This window comes from Enterococcus sp. S53, assembly GCF_016516865.1.
GTDB classification, from domain to species: Bacteria; Bacillota; Bacilli; order Lactobacillales; family Enterococcaceae; genus Enterococcus_D; species Enterococcus_D innesii.
Map to the genome: position 1 here is coordinate 38,765 of NZ_JACVUH010000009.1, position 14,313 is coordinate 53,077.

Below are 14,313 nucleotides of genomic sequence, written 5' to 3' on the forward strand. Positions count from 1 at the left end.
TTTACCGTTTCTTACTGCAAATGAAAAGGTCAAGAAACAGACAAAAGGTTTATCGAAAATAAGTCAGCAAAAAAAGGCCTGCTGCCCATGGAGAAGGACAGCAGACCATTGATTGTTTTTCCGTTTATTTGGCTTATTTGCGTCCCATTGCTCGTTGGATCGCTTTGACGATCTCAACGACTGGAATAATCGCAAAGGAGGCGCCTAAAACGATGCCCCATTGATACAAGTCAAGGTGTGCAACACGGAAGATGTCATTTAATCCTGGCACGATGAAGATCACTAGCATCAACGCAAAGGACAACAGAATCGCCCAGTTGAAGGCTTTGTTTCTAAATGCCCCTACTTTAAAGAGCGACTGATGGATCGATTTGACGTTGAAGGCATGGAACAACTGCATCAATCCTAACGTGGCAAAAGCCATCGTTAAGGCATCGGCATGGATCGCATCGTACGTATTGTGGACTGGCCATTGGATCGCTGACCAATAAACGAACAGCACAGTTGCCGCTTCTAAGATCCCTTGGTAGATGATACTACTCATCACACCACCTGAGAAGAAGTTGGAACTGCGTCCCCGCGGTGCATGTTTCATTAAATCTTTTTCAGCAGGCTCCATTCCTAGGGCAATTGCTGGGAAGGTATCCGTTACTAGGTTGATCCAAAGCAAGTGGATCGGCAATAGCGAGTCCCAACCCCACAAGGTTGCTAAGAACAAGGTCAAAACTTCCCCTAGGTTAGCGGCTAGCAAGTATTGAATCGCTTTTTGAATATTGGAGAAGACTTTTCGTCCTTCTTCCACTGCTACGACAATCGTAGCAAAGTTGTCATCGGCTAGGACCATATCGGAAGCACCTTTAGAAACTTCGGTACCTGTGATCCCCATGCCGACACCAATATCGGCTTGCTTCAGTGATGGTGCATCGTTGACCCCGTCGCCGGTCATGGCAACGACTTTGCCTTCTTGTTGCCAAGCTTTGACGATGCGGACTTTATGTTCCGGTGATACCCGCGCATAGACTGAATAGTGGGCTACTTTTTGAGCGAACTCTTCATCGCTCATTTTATTGAGTTCAGCACCAGTCAAGACAGCATCATCATCGCCCGGTTTGATAATCCCTAAACGTCCCGCAATGGCTTCAGCTGTATCGCGGTGGTCTCCGGTGATCATGATTGGACGAATTCCAGCTTCTTTGGCTAAACGTACCGCATCGGCTGCTTCTGCCCGTTCTGGATCGATCATTCCGACTAAGCCAGCAAAGACGAGGTCATTTTCGACAATTTCTGATTCTAAATTTTCTGGTACTTGGTCTACGTATTTGTAGGCCATCCCCAATACCCGTAACGCTTGTTTTGCCAGATCGGTATTGTTGAATAAGATTTTTTCTTTTTCCTCATCGGTCATTGGCAGCTCTTGGCCATCCAATAGCACTTTGGAGGTTCTGCCTAGCAAGACATCCGGTGCACCTTTGACAGCAACTAAATAGCGACCGTCTTCTTGTTGGTGGATCGTACTCATAAGTTTTCGGTCAGAATCAAATGGCAGATCCGCTATCCGTGGTTCTTGATTGACAAGATCCCGAACATGGAATCCTTGATCCATCCCAAATTGTACCAAGGCAGTTTCGGTCGGATCACCGATCAAGTTGCCTTCTTCACCAAATTTTGTATCATTGGCAAAGTTCATGACTTTTAATGCCATGTTGTCTAACGGAATATCTTCTGAAGCAGCATGTTGTTTGTTATTGACATACAATTTTTCCACGGTCATTTGATTCAACGTCAAAGTACCGGTTTTATCAGAAGCGATAATGTCCGTTGCCCCAAGGGTTTCAACCGCAGGCAATTTACGGATCACTGCATTTCGTTTCGCCATGACTTGCGTACCTAAGGCTAAGATGATCGTTACGATCGCTGGCAGCCCTTCTGGGATCGCCGCTACTGCTAATGAGATCGAAGTCAATAGCATGTCGACCCATGACGTATTGTTAAAGATCGTTCCAACAAAGAACATGATCACTGCAATGATAATGATGGCGATCGTCAGGAATTTTCCTAGTTCATTTAAGTTACGTTTCAATGGTGTTTCGGTTTCTTGGGCGCTAGCTAGCATGCCAGCGATTTTCCCAACTTCGGTTCCCATTCCTGTATTGACCACGACCCCTTTTCCACGGCCATAGGTCACATTACTGTTTGAATAGGCCATATTGACGCGATCGCCGATCCCCACATCAGTCCCTTCGATGACAGTCAATTCTTTTTCGACTGGTACGGATTCACCGGTCAAAGCGGCTTCTTCAATTTTTAACGAACTTGCTTCTAAGAGGCGTAAATCCGCCGGTACGACATCGCCAGCTTCTAATAAGACAATATCTCCCGGAACCAATTCATCACTCTTAATCGTGACGGTATGACCATTACGCAAGACATTGGCATTTGGGGTGGACATTTCCCTTAGCGCTTCAATCGCCTGCTCTGCCTTTGCCTCTTGAACAACACCCATGATCGCGTTTATAATGACAACTGCTAAAATAATAATTGAGTCCACGACTTCATGGGAAACGACTGCTGAGATAATCGCCGCCGCTAGCAAAACGATGATCATCAAATCTTTGAATTGCTCAAAGAATTTTTGTGCCATCGATTTCTTTTTGCCTTCTTCTAATTCGTTGGGACCATACTCAGATAAGCGTTTTTGTGCTTCATCGTTCGTTAATCCATTGGCATCTGTTTGCATTTCTTCCAGAACATGCTGCGCTTCTTGCGCATAAAACGCCTGCGAAAGCTGTTCCTTTTTGTTTTCTTCTGACATGTTTCTCCTCCTTTTATAGTTACTCTTCCTTTATTGTACATGATATGAAAAAAAATAGACTTATGTATGCACTGTCTAAGCATACATAAGTCTCACTGTTTAAGACAGCACCAGAAATTTCTTTCAGGATGGTGATACTGCCGCAGATAAAATCCGCCAATTACTCCCTCATGTTCATATCAATAACCTACATTATACAAAAACTTTTCGGGTCTGGCAATTTTATTTTCGCTGAAATTCAACAAAGGATTTCTCCTAAAAATCAAGCGATGATCGAGCCGTTTGGCATGCCTTTTGGTGCCTCCACGATTTGCAGACGACCATCATTGTCTTCTGCCGAAAGGATCATTCCTTGGCTGACTTGCCCCCGCATTTTCCGTGGTTTTAAGTTGGAAACGATCACGACTTTTTTGCCGATCAAATCTTGTGGTTCTGGATAAAATTCAGCGATCCCCGATAAAATTTGACGATCTTGATCATCCCCAGCAGCTAAGCGGAATTGCAGCAGCTTGTCGGCGCCTTTGACTTTTTGACAGTCAACGACTTCTGCCACTTTTAATTCGATCTTATCGAAGTCTTCGTATTTGATTTCGGCTTTCTCTGATTGCAGTGTGGTTTCTTCTGGGTCCCATTTCACCGTTTCTTCTGGACTTTGTGTCCCTTCAGCCATTTTCTTTTGGATGTAGGCTACTTCTGTTTCAAGTTCCAAACGAGGGAAAATCGGTGTGCCTTTAGCAACGACTTTCGTACCACTTGGAAATTCACCGAAGCGCAAATCTTTCAGATCCATGGCAACAGAAGCTAACCCTAGTTGTTGGAAAATATTGGCTGGTGTTTCTGTCATCACCGGTTGCAATAAGATTGCGACGATGCGTAAGCTTTCCGCCAAATGAACCATCACACTATTTAATTCTGCGCGCTTTTCTTCTTCTTTGGCTAGCACCCATGGTTGGGTTTCGTCAATGTATTTATTGGCGCGAGAAATCAATGTCCAAACTTCGGATAATGCCGTACTGAATTCCATTTTGTCCATGGCTTCATGGTAACGACCGACCACATTGGCAGCAGTCGTTGACAACTCGCTATCAAAAGGTGTCACTTTTGAGGCATAGTCCGGCACTAAACCATCACAATATTTATTGATCATGGCGATCGTCCGATTCAGCAAGTTTCCTAAGTCGTTGGCTAGATCGTAGTTCAAACGAGAGACGAAATCTTCTGGTGTAAATACACCATCGCTACCAAAAGGAACCGCCCGTAATAGATAGTAACGCAACGCATCTAAGCTATAGCGTTCCACTAACATTTCTGGATAAACGACATTGCCTTTTGATTTCGACATCTTGCCGTCTTTCATCATCAACCAGCCATGGCCAAAGATTTTTTTCGGTAATGGCAAGTCTAAGGCCATCAGCATGATTGGCCAATAGATCGTATGGAAACGCACGATTTCTTTCCCAACCATATGCACGTCAGCTGGCCAGTATTTTTGGAACAAGGAATCGTCGTCTGAGCCATAGCCTAATGCCGTAATATAGTTGGATAACGCATCGATCCACACATATACCACGTGTTCAGGACTAGCAGTGACTGGGATGCCCCATTTAAAGGTCGTTCTGGAAACAGCCAAGTCTTCTAAGCCGGGTTTGATGAAATTATTCAGCATTTCATTTTTACGTGATTCTGGTTGAATGAACTCTGGGTGTTCATCATAGTATTCAACCAAACGATCGGCATATTTGCTCATGCGGAAGAAATAAGAAGATTCCTTCACCAATTCTACCTCATGACCACTTGGCGCTTTACCGCCGATGACTTTGCCCTCTTCATCGCGGTAAACTTCTGCTAGTTGCGTTTCGGTAAAGTACTCTTCATCAGAAACGGAATACCAGCCTTCGTATTCTCCAAGATAGATATCGCCTTGATCAAGCAATTGCTGGAAGATTTTTTGAACGGCTGTTTTATGGTAGTCATCCGTTGTACGGATAAATTTGTCATAACTGATGTCTAGTGTGTTCCATAATTTCTTGACGTCAGCTGCCATTTTGTCGACATATTCTTGCGGATCTACGCCAAGTTCTTCTGCTTTTTTCTCGATTTTTTGACCGTGCTCATCGACACCCGTCAAATAAAAGACATCAAAGCCCATCAATCGTTTGTATCGTGCTACCGCATCACAAGCGATCGTCGTGTAAGAATTCCCGATATGCAGCTTGCCGCTTGGATAATAAATTGGCGTCGTAATATAGAATGTTTCTTTTTCAGCCATGGACGCAAGTCCTCCTTTTCACTAGTAAAGTGTATACTTAGGTAGTATACAGTTCGCAACCCAAAAATGCTATAAATTTAATCAAAAAAGCGGACAACCTAAGACCTTTCTTCATGCTCTAAAAGAAGCAAAGGAATCGTTTTGGTCCTTAAAACGCAGCAAATAAACCAGCAGATTTGAGTATTTCTTTTCTACTAGTTATCATAGCGCAGATAGCCGTTCACTTCAATGTTCTAGGGGAAGAATCTGATCCTGACAACAAATCTCATAGGAAATAAAGCTGTTTTATCTCTCTTTGATTAACAGGTACTTCTTTTGCTATAATGAGGAAGACTTCACTTATAGAAAGGAACGCTATGACCCGAAAAAACAAACAGCATTTTTTGCTTTTAACCGTGCTTTCTGTGGGGCACTTGCTCTTTTCAACCACAGGTTACCCCTTTTTGTTTGCTTACTTCAACAGCCATGATTACGCGGCGCTTTTTGCGACAGCGCTGGCAATCCTACGGGTAGCTTTTCTGCTCTGGATCGCTCTTTGGGGTTATTCAGCGCTCAAAGAACACCCTCGGTCTTCTTGGCTTTATCTCGCATTGTTTTTCATTAATTTGATCGTTCCTTATTTTTTCCGTTAAGGAAAACCATCGCGCTCAGTTACTTACTTTATCTAAGGCAGGAGAAACCAATGAAAGAATTTACCTCAAAATCAGCTGAAAAGCACTACTATGAAAAAGAAGCTTCTGAAGCAGACTTTCTTACGTGGTATCAGGCACAAGATCAGCCAAAATACGAGAAACCCTCCGTAACCGTCGATATGGTGTTGATGTGTTACAACAAAGAAGAAGAACAACTCAAAATTGCGCTGATCCAAAGAAAAGGGCATCCTTTCCGTAATTCTTGGGCATTGCCAGGGGGCTTCGTCAATCCCAATGAATCGACAGGCCAAAGTGTGATCCGTGAGACCCAAGAAGAGATTGGGGTCACCATCTCCAAACAAAACATCGAACAGCTGCATACCTTCAGCACCCCTGGTCGTGATCCGCGTGGGTGGGTAATCACCGTCAGCTATTTGGCATTTATTGGTGAAGAGCCCTTGAGTGCTGGGGACGATGCGAATCAAGTGCGCTGGTTCTCTCTGGAAAGAAAAGCCAATCAAATCTATTTGATCAGCGGTGAGATCGAGATCATTCTTGACTTGGTGACTGGCGCCTCTGTTGGAAAAGATACGTTGGCTTTTGACCACAGCGCGATCATTCTCAAAGCCTTCAAACGGGTTGCCAATAAGATGGAGCACGAGCCGCAAGTGCTTCTTGTGTTAGGCAAAGACTTTACGATCACGGAAGCCCGTAAAGTATTCGCCAAGTTTTTAGGGATCGATTTTAAAATGATCGATCATTCCAACTTCAAAAAATCCATGCTCCAATATTTTACGGAAGTTGGCGAAAAGCCCGTCGGCATCGGGCGTCCCTCAAAGATCTATCGCTTAAATGACGCATTTTTAGGTGATAAAATGTAAAAAAATACAACCCCCTGTCAGACCTTAGTTTGGCAGGGGGTTGCTGGTTAATCATAATTAGTGAACGTGGTTCCTAGAAACAAAAATCTTAAAGATTTTTTCTATACCCTAGGCGATCCCTGGCGTTCCTTCCAGTTCAAGTGGCTCAGCTACTCATTTCGCCTGATAGCCGTTCTAGCTTCTGTTGGTCCTGCGTATCCAACGTGACAAAACGCAGTTCTTTACCGTACCACTGCGCTTTGTACTGGATTTTACGAACGAATTGATGCCAATCACTGATGCTGTAATGACCAGCTTTTAAAACCGTATCTTCTGCGATTTGTTCCAAATAGATCGTATCATACTGTTTTACGAGATGGTAGCTGACTTGATCGATGAATTCCCGCTTTTGACAGCAGTGAAAACGATAAAGGCGAGCGACCTTTCCTTTTAGCTTCTGATAATTTCGTGCCTGAGTCAAAAGGATTTTTTTCCGTTTGACCGCCGTAGCTTTCACCTGAAGTTTGCGTTCTGCTCGTGTCAGCTTTTGCTTCGTTTGGATGGCATGTTCACAGGTGATGGGTACCGGCTGGTTGGCTTTGACCAACTGCTGTGGATCATAAACAACCGCGATAGACGCTTGCTGTTTCGGGAGTGGCGTGATCTCTTCCAAACAAAGGATCGAGATGTAAAACTCTTCGTTGTTTTTTGCTGAGATCGTTGCCGATTTGATTTTCCCTTTGATCTCCCGATGCTTTTTTACGGGAACCAGTGTTTTAAGCTTTGGCAGCTTGATTTGATCCTCTTCAAAATAAATGGTGTGCTGCTGATTATTGGTGGTATACGATTGCCAGATACTTTTTTTGGTTTTCATTTTTGGAAAGCCAGCCCGCTTTTGAAAGTAATTTCGAAACGCTCGGTCCAGATTCCGTTGTGCATTCGCCAATGCCAAACTATCGGTCTCCTTCAAAAAAGGATACTCCTTTTTTAGTTTGGCTGGCGTCAACCCTTGCTTTGCTTCATTGTTGGCCAGCTCTTCCATCTTCGCCTCCAGCAGTTGATTGTAAGTAAACCGTACACAGCCGAAGGTTTCGATGAAAAACTGTTTTTGCTGTCCATTAGGATAGATCCGAAATTTGTATGCTTTTAAAACACCCAGTTTCATCTCCTCCTAACACTCCCTATACCTTTGACGCTAGTTCCCCTTTTTTTGTGCTAACTTTTCTTGATAGATCTTGGCTTCTTTTTTCGTGGCATAAACGAAATGTCCTGGTGCGATCTCTTCCATTACTCGTTCTTGGTTATCGTTTGGTTCGCTGACGTATTTGATCCGTTTGCGTTGACGCTCATGGTCAGGATCTGGCAGCGGAATCGCTGATAAAAGACTTTCAGTATACGGATGGACCCCGTAATGATAGATTTCATCGCTGGTGCCTACTTCTAGCAGTTTGCCGTTGTGCATCACGCCGATCCGATCGCTGATGTGTTTGACCATCGATAAATCATGGGCGATAAACAAGTACGTCAATTTATGTTCTTCTTGCAGATCTTGCAGCAAGTTAACGACTTGGGCTTGGATCGAAACATCCAATGCCGAGATCGGTTCATCACAGATAATGAATTTTGGATCGACGGCTAACGCGCGGGCGATCCCGATCCGTTGACGTTGTCCCCCTGAAAATTCATGGGGATAACGGGTCCCGTGACTTGGGTTGAGTCCGACCGTTCGCAAAAGTTCATCCACCCGATCATTGCGTTCTTTTTCATTTTTGGCTAATCCGTTGATATCGATCCCTTCAGCAATAATGTCCCGAACTTTCATCCGGGGATTCAAGGAGGCATAAGGATCTTGGAAGACCATTTGGACTTCCCGGCGAAAATCAGCCAGCGGTTTCTTGCCTTTGATTTTCATAACATCTTGTCCATCAAAAAGAACTTCGCCTCCGGTAGGGTTATTCAAACGAATCACCGTCCGTCCAGTGGTCGATTTTCCACTTCCGGATTCGCCTACTAGACCAAAGGTTTCTCCTTCATAGATTTGGAAGGAGATATCATCGACGGCTTTGACTTCGTCTTTGCGGCCAACGTTAAAATATTGTTTAAGATTCTTTACTTCAAGTAAAACTTTTTCCAACCGTTTCTCCTCCTTTAGACAGATGCCTGAGTATTTTTTTCTTGGAATTTTTTCCAGCGAATCAAGATCTCATCCGGCGGAGTTACCTTCGGTGCTTGCGGCGCTAACAGCCACGTTGCTGCTTTGTGAGTCGGTGAAACATCAAAGAACGGTGGTTGCTGTTCTGCATCGATCTGCAAAGCAAATTCGTTTCGTGGATAAAAAGCGTCCCCTGTTGGCGGGTCCAACAGATCCGGTGGTGAACCAGGAATCGCGTACAACCGATCGCCTGTCCCTTCTAACGTCGGCATCGAGCCTAACAAACCCCAAGTATACGGATGTTGCGGGTTGTAGAAGATTTCTTCTGCGGTCCCCACTTCGACGATTTTCCCACCATACATCACGGCTACTCGGTCAGCCACATTGGCAACGACCCCTAAGTCATGGGTAATAAAGACGATGGACGAATTGATTTTCTTCTGAATATCTTTTAATAACTCTAAGATCTGTGCTTGGATCGTTACATCCAATGCAGTCGTCGGTTCATCTGCAATCAAGATCTGTGGGTAGCAGATCAACGCGATCGCAATAACGATCCGCTGCCGCTGACCACCGGAAAATTGATGCGGATAATTTTTCAAGCGTTTCTCAGCATTCGGGATACCGACAAGGTTCAGTAATTCCAACGCTTGTCGCAAGCCTTCTTTTTTACTGATTTTGTTGTGCTTCATCAATGACTCTGCCACTTGCTTACCAATCGGCATCGTTGGGTCTAGTGAAGTCATTGGATCTTGGAAAATCATGGCGATTTCCTTGCCACGGATTTTTTGCAGTTCTTTTTCGGATTTTTTCAAAATGTCCGTCCCATTGAAGAGGATCTGGCCATTATCGACATTGGCATTGCTGGCTAACAGCCCCATAATACTACGGGTTGTCACGGACTTGCCGCTCCCGGATTCGCCCACGATCGCCAAGGTTTCTCCTTTGTATAGATCGAAACTGACATCACGGATCGCTTGGACTTTCCCAGCAAAGGTGTCAAAAGAAATTTCTAAGTTTTTCACTTCTAAGACTTTTTTCATCGCAATCACTCTTTCATTTTCGGATCAAAGGCATCACGCAAACCGTCTGCCAGCAAGTTGAACCCAATCATAATCACAGACAAGGTCACAGCCGGCACCCACATTTGGTAAGGCAGGAACAAGAAGGTTTTGTAGCCATCGCTTAGTAACATCCCTAAAGATGCTGAAGGTGGTTTTAGTCCTAGCCCGATAAAGCTTAGGAAGGCCTCGAAGAAAATCGCCGAGGGAATACTGAACATCATTTGTACGATGATCACGCTGGAAATATTTGGTAATACGTGTTTCATCGCAATCTTGAGACGACTTTCCCCCAGTGTCGTTGCGGCTAAAACGAATTCCTGATCTTTTAGTTTCATTGTTTGGGCCCGTACGATCCGCGCCATTGGAATCCAGTTAGTGATCGCCATTGCTGCCACGATCGAGAAGATCCCTGGTTCGAAAACTACCAGCATCAAGATCATTACCACTAAGTTGGGAATACCAGATAAGATCTCTAAGAAACGTTGCATCACATTATCGATCCGTCCACCTAAAAGACCAGAGATCAAGCCATAGGTTACACCAAAGATGATATCTAGCATCGCTGCGATAAACGCAATCAATAAGGAGATACGTGTTCCTACAAATAAACGACTCAATAAGTCACGACCTAATCCATCCGTTCCTAAAAGGAAATACGTCCCGTCAGGAACATTGGCAGCTGCATACTTATCTACTAGCTCGCCTCCCACCATCGCATAGCCGTTTAAGCCATTGATGTTGATACCGGGAATTTTCGGCGGCAGATTCGTAAAGGTCACATTTTGTGCAGTTGGATCATGTGGCGAGACAAAAATCGTAATGATTGAGATCGCAATAATGATCAGCAACAAAATGATTGAGAAAACCGCGGCTTTGTTCTTTTTCAAACGACGCCATGAATCTTGGAAAAACGTTAATGAAGGGGTTGCGATCGCTTCACGCTCTTCATTGGTATTTTTTTGTAACGGTTGAAATTTGGCTGCATCGATGGCAGCAACATCATTTGCTGTGTAAGGTTTCTCTGCCATTAGCCACGACTCCCTTCTGAAACTCGGATCCGCGGATCAACGATTCCATATAAAATATCAACAACAAGAATCACAAAGACCAACATTGCGGAATAAAGGATCGTTACCGCCATGATCGTTGGATAGTCATTGGTCATGATTGATTTTACGAACTGTTCACCGATACCCGGGATCGCAAAAATATTTTCTACGACAAGGGAACCAGTCATCAAACCGACAGCTAGCGGTCCTAACAGCGTCAATAACGGAATCAAACTATTCCGCAAACCATGCTTGAAGGCAATTTCCCAGCGGCTCAACCCTTTTGCTCGTGCCAACTCGACATAATCACTATGCAGCACTTCCACCATCTCGGTTCGAATAAACCTGGCGGAATCCGCTAACGGCGACATCGCCAAGGCGACGGTCGGTAGGATCGTGCTGGCAAAGGTCTCCCACTTAGCAATCGGCAAGATCCCTAGTTTGATGGCAAAAATGTATTGCAGCAACACGGCAAAGACAAAGTTAGGGATCGAACGCCCTAAGATCGCCACTAAAGTAGACGTTGTATCGATCCAAGTATTTTGCTTCATCGCAGAGATCGTTCCTAAAATGATCCCAAAGAAGGTACCAAAGATGATCGCTTGTAGCCCTAGTTGCAGTGAAGGTCCGATTCTTCCTGATAGTAAATTCGCTACTGGCTGGTTTTTAAATTGGAAAGAGATCCCAAAGTCACCTTTTAGTAGATTGGTCAGATAAAGCCAATATTGGGTAATGATCGGTTTGTCCAATCCTGCTTGCTCATTTAGCAAGGCAATTTGTTCTGGACTTAATTTTTCAGCATTCGTATATGGTGTTCCTGGCAAAAATTGCATCAAGAAAAAGGTGATCGTGGCAATCAGCCATAACGTTAAGACCATGTAGAACACTCGTTTCAATAAATATTTCAAAAAGCTGTTCACGCAGTTTCCCCCTTAAGTATTTTGACTTCTATTCAATAATTATGTAAATTAACATAGTACGAATCATTAAAAAGGAGTCAGATCATGAAAATAAAAAAAAGTAGTGGGCTCATACCCCTCCTATGCCTCGCAATTTCTGGCGGATGGTTAGCCATAAAAAATGAATTTTCCATAGCAGCTCTTTCAGATGCCCTTTTCTTGTGGGCGCTGTTCTTTTTGATCATTGGCGGTTTTTTATGGGTATTTGCTTCTGGTTTCTTTGACCATTTTCAATACTCCATGAAGAAAGCTTTTTCCAAAAATAAAACAGATTATCTGAAATTATCCCAAGTCGGCAAACAGAGCTACGCCTTTTGGTTATGGCCTGGTGTCTTCTTGTTATTCCTTTCATTGCTCTTTTTAATGATTGCTACTAGTTAATTTCATTCTTATAGTTTTACTCATTGAAATGAGAAGCAAAAGGCTGAGACAAGAAATTGTCCCAGCCTTTTCTTCGGCATTTCAAGTCAACTACTCGTGATTATTCGATTGATGTCCACTTGTAGTCGTATTGTGCGCCCGCTGCGTGAGCAACAACACCTTTGACTTTTGTTGCACGTAAGTGTGCTTCCGCTTTTTGATAAACTGGAATGACACCTTGTTCATTCATAATGATTTTTTCTGCATTGACTAGGTCTTCCCAACGTTTGTCAGGGTCATTGGCATTGGTTGTACCCGCTGCTTCAACGGCTGCATCGTATTCTTCGTTGCTCCATTGTCCACGGTTGTATGAGTTGCCTGTCGTAAACAAGTCAGTAAAGCTACTTGCATCGGCATAGTCAGCACCCCAACCGCCCATTACTGTATCAAAATCACCAGCGTTTGAACGATCCAAACGAACAGAGAATGGTACTGGACTTAACGTGACTTTCACACCGTCCAATGTTTTTTCGATCGTATCTTGCAAGTACTCAATGATTTTCTTGGTTGAGTCTGTATCAGAAGCTAAGATATCAAATTCTAATGAATCGATTCCTAATTCTTCTTTGGCTTTTTCCCAATGTTCTTTGGCTTGCTCTTCATTGTATTCAATGACACTGCCAGCTGCTTCCGTGAAGTCCGTATGATCGCCAGGGCTGAAGGTCATACCTTCTGGTACCAACCCAGTTGAAGCAATCGAACCATCCCCTAAGATCGATGTCACTAAGGCATCACGGTCGATCGCATAAGAGATCGCTTTACGTAAGTTTTCGTTACGGAAAGGTGAATCTTCATCACGTTGGTTCAATTCTAGGTAAGAAGTCGTTGCTTCTGGTTGAGAAACGAAGGCTTCATCGTTAGCCATTTGTTGCGCTAATTCACCTGTTAGGATGACATCATCTGCTTGTCCATCTTGGAAAAGGTTCAAGGCAGTTGAGGATTCTTTCACGACGCTTACGTTGATCGTTTGTAATTTAACAGTATCTTTGTCCCAATATTGGTCGTTCTTTTCATAAGCCCATTCCGTATCCGTTCCTGGTCCATCAAAACCAGTCAAGACAAACGGTCCATTATAGACAGCATTGTCGCTAGTTGACGCATATTGATCGCCATTTTCTTCTACCACTTTTTGATTTTGTGGGAAGAAGGATGGGAATGCTAATAAGTAGTCAAAGTAAGGTGTTGCTTTTGCTAGGGTGATTTCTAATTCATAATCCCCCACTGCTTTGATGCCTAGCTCTGATGGATCCGTATCGCCTGCTGTGATGGCATCTGCGTTCTTAACTGGTGAAAATAGATACGCGTATTCTGATGCTGTTTCAGGTTTGACTGTCCGTTGCCAACCATAGACGTAATCTGCTGCTGTAACAGGGTCACCATTTGACCATTTCGCATCTTCACGTAATTTGATCTTGTAAGTCAGTCCATCCTCGCTGACTTCAGCTGCTTCAGCTGCACCAGCAGGTTGTGGTGTACTGTCAGCATCCAAACGATAAAGTCCTTCATATACATTGTTCAATGCACTGAAGCTGATCGTATCGGTTGCTAATGAGAGATCCGCACTTGGCATTTCTTGTGAAACCACTACGTTAAATACTTGTTCTGCGTTGCTATCGCCGCTAGTTGCTGTGTCATTGCTTGAACTATTTGTTCCGCCTGTTGTACAGCCGGCTAACACCACGCCACACACAGCTACTAAACCATAGGCCCATTTATTTTTCATCCTGTCCTACCCCTTAATTGAATTAATTTTCAGAATAATCATTCGATTTCTGAAGTTAGATAAGATTTTAATTAATAATTATTAAAAAAGCAATCCTTTTTTCGATAAAAAACACCTTTGGAAGAAAGTTTTCTTGGTATTTACTTACCTTGCTCTCATCAAACACTCGTTAAATGCTATTTTTCCTTTCTTTATTTATAAGAAATAAAGCAAAAATAATAATAAAAAAACATGGTTAAATGTAACTTACATTCGTTTTCTGTCTTTCTTTTTCATTTGATCCGTCAAAATGAGAAACCCCTGATAGAAGTGTAAATATACAGCAATCACCAATGATTTTTATCAAAACAGTCCAAAAAAAGACCTGATCGCA

General features: G+C 43.5%; 11 protein-coding genes. 3 read left to right on the forward strand and 8 right to left on the reverse strand.

Translation table 11 applies throughout. The features are described from left to right. Positions 1 to 133: 133 nt before the first annotated feature. Entirely contained in the window at positions 134 to 2,812 is a 2,679-nt protein-coding gene (locus tag IAE45_RS11955) for a cation-translocating P-type ATPase (protein ID WP_077452262.1), read from the reverse strand. Positions 2,813 to 3,074: 262 nt separating this feature from the next. Further along, complete coding sequence (gene metG / locus IAE45_RS11960; RefSeq protein WP_140965366.1) at positions 3,075 to 5,081, reverse strand: methionine--tRNA ligase; 2,007 nt, start codon at positions 5,079 to 5,081, stop codon at positions 3,075 to 3,077. Positions 5,082 to 5,437: 356 nt separating this feature from the next. Between metG and IAE45_RS11965 the strand changes: the two genes are divergently transcribed. After that, positions 5,438 to 5,713 (forward strand): hypothetical protein, encoded by a 276-nt coding sequence (locus IAE45_RS11965; protein WP_081117773.1) that lies wholly within the window; start codon positions 5,438 to 5,440, stop codon positions 5,711 to 5,713. A gap of 50 nt (positions 5,714 to 5,763) precedes the next feature. After that, positions 5,764 to 6,594 carry an NUDIX domain-containing protein gene (locus tag IAE45_RS11970; RefSeq protein WP_200126442.1) on the forward strand — a complete coding sequence of 277 codons (831 nt, stop codon included), beginning with the start codon at positions 5,764 to 5,766 and terminating at the stop codon, positions 6,592 to 6,594. Positions 6,595 to 6,739: 145 nt separating this feature from the next. Here the strand turns inward: IAE45_RS11970 and IAE45_RS11975 are convergent, their stop codons facing one another. The 5 genes from IAE45_RS11975 to opp3b are packed head-to-tail and all read right to left on the reverse strand — an operon-like array spanning position 6,740 to position 11,758. Continuing rightward, positions 6,740 to 7,738, reverse strand: coding sequence for an RNA-guided endonuclease TnpB family protein (locus IAE45_RS11975; RefSeq protein WP_081117774.1), 999 nt, complete (start codon positions 7,736 to 7,738; stop codon positions 6,740 to 6,742). 30 nt (positions 7,739 to 7,768) lie between these two features. Continuing rightward, positions 7,769 to 8,707, reverse strand: a complete 939-nt coding sequence (locus tag IAE45_RS11980; protein ID WP_010749108.1) for an ABC transporter ATP-binding protein — start codon at positions 8,705 to 8,707, stop codon at positions 7,769 to 7,771. Between the two features lie 14 nt (positions 8,708 to 8,721). After that, positions 8,722 to 9,774 (reverse strand): ABC transporter ATP-binding protein, encoded by a 1,053-nt coding sequence (locus IAE45_RS11985; RefSeq protein ID WP_216593164.1) that lies wholly within the window; start codon positions 9,772 to 9,774, stop codon positions 8,722 to 8,724. Beyond that, a complete protein-coding gene (locus IAE45_RS11990) occupies positions 9,774 to 10,817 on the reverse strand; it encodes an ABC transporter permease (RefSeq protein ID WP_005227994.1) in 1,044 nt (347 codons plus the stop codon). Before IAE45_RS11990 ends, IAE45_RS11985 begins: the two co-directional genes overlap by 1 nt. Further along, a complete protein-coding gene (opp3b, locus tag IAE45_RS11995) occupies positions 10,817 to 11,758 on the reverse strand; it encodes an oligopeptide ABC transporter permease (RefSeq protein ID WP_005227991.1) in 942 nt (313 codons plus the stop codon). Before opp3b ends, IAE45_RS11990 begins: the two co-directional genes overlap by 1 nt. 84 nt (positions 11,759 to 11,842) lie before the next feature. On the opposite strand from opp3b, the gene IAE45_RS12000 reads away from it, so the two are divergent. Continuing rightward, positions 11,843 to 12,178, forward strand: coding sequence for a DUF3899 domain-containing protein (locus tag IAE45_RS12000; protein WP_005227990.1), 336 nt, complete (start codon positions 11,843 to 11,845; stop codon positions 12,176 to 12,178). A 100-nt stretch (positions 12,179 to 12,278) separates the two neighbouring features. Here the strand turns inward: IAE45_RS12000 and IAE45_RS12005 are convergent, their stop codons facing one another. Further along, on the reverse strand, positions 12,279 to 13,940 hold the full coding sequence (locus tag IAE45_RS12005; RefSeq protein ID WP_115232830.1) for a peptide ABC transporter substrate-binding protein: 1,662 nt from the start codon (positions 13,938 to 13,940) through the stop codon (positions 12,279 to 12,281). Positions 13,941 to 14,313: the final 373 nt, after the last annotated feature.

Coding starts and splice junctions, on each gene's coding strand:
- IAE45_RS12000 (WP_005227990.1), top strand. CDS start 11,843: ATGAAAATAAAAAAAAGTAGTGGGCTCATACCCCTCCTATGCCTCGCA.
- IAE45_RS11965 (WP_081117773.1), top strand. CDS start 5,438: ATGACCCGAAAAAACAAACAGCATTTTTTGCTTTTAACCGTGCTTTCT.
- IAE45_RS11970 (WP_200126442.1), top strand. CDS start 5,764: ATGAAAGAATTTACCTCAAAATCAGCTGAAAAGCACTACTATGAAAAA.
- metG (WP_140965366.1), bottom strand. CDS start 5,081: ATGGCTGAAAAAGAAACATTCTATATTACGACGCCAATTTATTATCCA.
- IAE45_RS11975 (WP_081117774.1), bottom strand. CDS start 7,738: ATGAAACTGGGTGTTTTAAAAGCATACAAATTTCGGATCTATCCTAAT.
- IAE45_RS11990 (WP_005227994.1), bottom strand. CDS start 10,817: ATGGCAGAGAAACCTTACACAGCAAATGATGTTGCTGCCATCGATGCA.
- IAE45_RS11955 (WP_077452262.1), bottom strand. CDS start 2,812: ATGTCAGAAGAAAACAAAAAGGAACAGCTTTCGCAGGCGTTTTATGCG.
- IAE45_RS12005 (WP_115232830.1), bottom strand. CDS start 13,940: ATGAAAAATAAATGGGCCTATGGTTTAGTAGCTGTGTGTGGCGTGGTG.